2 protein-coding genes are annotated in these 2,755 nt (G+C 76.8%); one reads left to right on the plus strand and one right to left on the minus strand.

The features are described 5' to 3' along the window. The coding region (locus tag CA984_RS43560) for a cytochrome P450 (RefSeq protein ID WP_133061977.1) at positions 1 to 756 on the plus strand (756 nt) is incomplete at its 5' end. A gap of 102 nt (positions 757 to 858) precedes the next feature. On the opposite strand, the gene CA984_RS43565 is transcribed toward CA984_RS43560, so the two are convergent. Next, on the minus strand, positions 859 to 2,755 hold a 1,897-nt coding region (locus CA984_RS43565; protein ID WP_207621271.1), incomplete at its 5' end, for an AfsR/SARP family transcriptional regulator.

Here is a 2,755-nt window from a genome sequence, read left to right on the forward strand (position 1 = left end):
GTGCTCACCCTGCTGGGCGTCCCCGACGAGGACAGCGCGCGGCTGTGCGCGTTGACCGACACGGCGTTCAGCATGACCAGGCACACCCCGCAGGAGATCCTCGACGCGCGCGGCCACCTGGAGTCGTACATGGCGGAGATGATCGGCATCCGGCGCCGGCGGCCCACCGACGACCTGCTCGGTGCCCTGGTCGCCGAGCGCGACAGGGAGGAGCGCCTCACCGAGCAGCAGCTCATCAGTTTCGCTTTCCTCCTGGTCACCGCCGGTTACCTGAGCACCAGCAACGCGATCGCGTCCGGCTTCCTGACCCTGCTGGCCCATCCTGAGCAGTTCGACCGCCTGCGCGGCGACCCGGAACTGATCGTCTCGGCCGCCGAGGAACTGCTGCGCGTCAACCCCTCGGCGATCACCGGCGCCCTGCTGCGGGTGGCCCTGGAGGACGTCGAGCTGGGCGGCGTCGCCATCCGCGCCGGGGAGGGGGTGCTGCCGGCGATCGGCTCGGCCAACCACGACGCGCTGCTCTTCGCCGACCCCGAGCGGGTGGACATCCTCCGGGAGGGCGGTTCCCACCTCGCCTTCGGGCACGGGATCCACCGGTGTCTGGGGGCGCATATGGCCCGGATGGAGCTTCAGGTCGCCCTCGCCGTGCTCCTGGAACGGCTGCCGTCGGCCCGGCTCGCCGTCCCCGGGCAGGAGCTGGTGTGGAAGGACCATCCGGTGTCACGCGGCCTGGTCTCCCTGCCCGTGACCTGGTGATCTGAGGGTGCGGCGGACCTGGGAGCGGCCCCGGGGACACCGACGGGGACGGCGCGGGGCGGCGGGCTGAGGCGGCAAGAGCCGTGGGCGAGCGGTGCGAGCTCAGCGGGGACGGCGCAGGGCGGCGGCCAGGTCGCCGAGGTGCTCGGAGACCGGGCCCAGGGTGAGCAGGCCGCTGCCCGCCCCCGCCAGCTCCGCCGCCGCGGGGGTGAGTTCGGTGTGGGCGCGCTCCATCGTCTCCCGGTCGCCAACGGCGAGGGCCGCCCGCGCGGCGAGGCACCACAGGGCCTCGAACAGCAGGTCGCGGGGCGGGTCGGGGATCTGGCGCAGTGCCTCTGCGGCCTCACCGCGGCGTTCTTGGGCCAGCAGCACCAGGGGGCGGGCCCAGGGCTCGTAGGGACCCCAGTCGGTGTGCTCGTCGGCTTGGGCGGGCCGTGAGTGGCGCAGACGCAGGCACAGCAGCGCGAGCGGCAGCACGCCGCACCGCAGTCCGGGCATGCCGGCGCCGTCCAGCCGCGCGGCGGCCTCCTGGTAGGCCGCCTCCACCTCGACCGCCGGTGCCCGCCCGGTCGCGACGAGCCGTAGCGCCCGGTACCACTGGGCGAACACGCCCGCCAGCGGCAGCTCGTGACGCCCGGCCAGGTGGTCGGCGGCGGCCGCGTGCCTGTCGGCCGCCGGGAAGTCCGCGAGCGCGCTGCGGGCCTGGATGCGGATGAGGTGCCCGAGCACCTCGAAGGTGACCAGGCCGTGCCGGGCGGACAGGGCGACCAGCTCGGCGCCGATCTCGTCCCGGCGCGGCGCCAGACCCGCCCGGTGGAAGGTCTGCATGAACACGCCGTTGAGGGCGAACGCCAGCAGCCCGGGGTCGTCCAGGCTACGGGCGATCTCCTCTGCCTGCCGGGCGGCCTGGGGGCCGCGCCCGGCACGGGTGCCGCGCGACTCCAGGGCGATCGTGGCCAGCAGGCGGGCCCGCGCCGCCTGGTGCGTGCCGGGCGGGAGGGCGCTCAGGGTGCGTTCGGCCGCCGCCACGATCTGTGCCGCCTGCTCCGGGTCGTCCGAGCGGGTCCAGATCGCCGGGACGTCGTAGGCACCGATCACGCGGGCGGTCAATTGCGCGTCGCCCATCTCCTGCGCCGCCACGACGGCCGCCACGCGGTGCCGGCGGGCCGCCTCCAGGCCGCCGCCCCCGGTCACCGCGAGGTTACGCAGCAGGCCCACCGTCGACTCCAGGCGGGCCCGGGCACCGGACGGCACGGCGCGGTCGTAGGCGGCGGCCGCCTGCGCCCACACCCGGCCCGCCGCCCCGGCCGCGGTGGCGGCGGGGTCGAGGTGGCCGGCGTGGTTGAGGATGTCGGCCTCCAGGCGGCGCAGTCCCGGGCCCGGATCCACCCCCAGCTGCTCGACCAGGAGCGTCCGTGCCCGGCGCAGCACCGCCAGCGCGTCTCCCTGGCGGCCGGCGCGGTACAGCGCGAGGGCCAGCAGGCGCCAGGCGTCCTCGCGCCAGGGGTGCTCGGCCACGTGCGCGTCCAGATCCGGCACCGCCTCGGCCGGCAGGCCCAGGGCCAGGCGGGCCTCGCCCTGGCGCTCCACCGCCTGCAGCCGCAGCTCCGCCAGGCGAGAGCGCTCCGTACGGGCCCAGGCCTCGTCGGCGAACTCGGCGTAGGCGGGCCCGCGCCACCACCCCAGCGCCTCCCGCAGCCGGGCCAGCGCGTCCTCGGGAGGCAGCGTCGCGGCGGCGGACACCGCCTGTTCGAAGCGCCAGGCGTCCACCGCGCCCGGCTCCGCGCGCAGCGCATACCCCGGCCCCTCGGTGACCAGCAGCCGGGCCGCGGTGCGGGGCGGGCGCCCGGGCTCCAGCGCACGGCGCAGCGCGGCCACGAAGGTGCGTACCGCGCCCGTCGCGCCCGGCGGCGGATCGGCCCACAGGTCCTCGGCCAGGCGGGTGACCGGGACGACGCGGCGGCGGGCGACGATCAGACGGGCCAGCACCGCGCGGTGC

The sequence above is a fragment of the Streptosporangium minutum genome, from assembly GCF_002149035.1.
Lineage (GTDB): Bacteria > Actinomycetota > Actinomycetes > Streptosporangiales > Streptosporangiaceae > Streptosporangium > Streptosporangium minutum.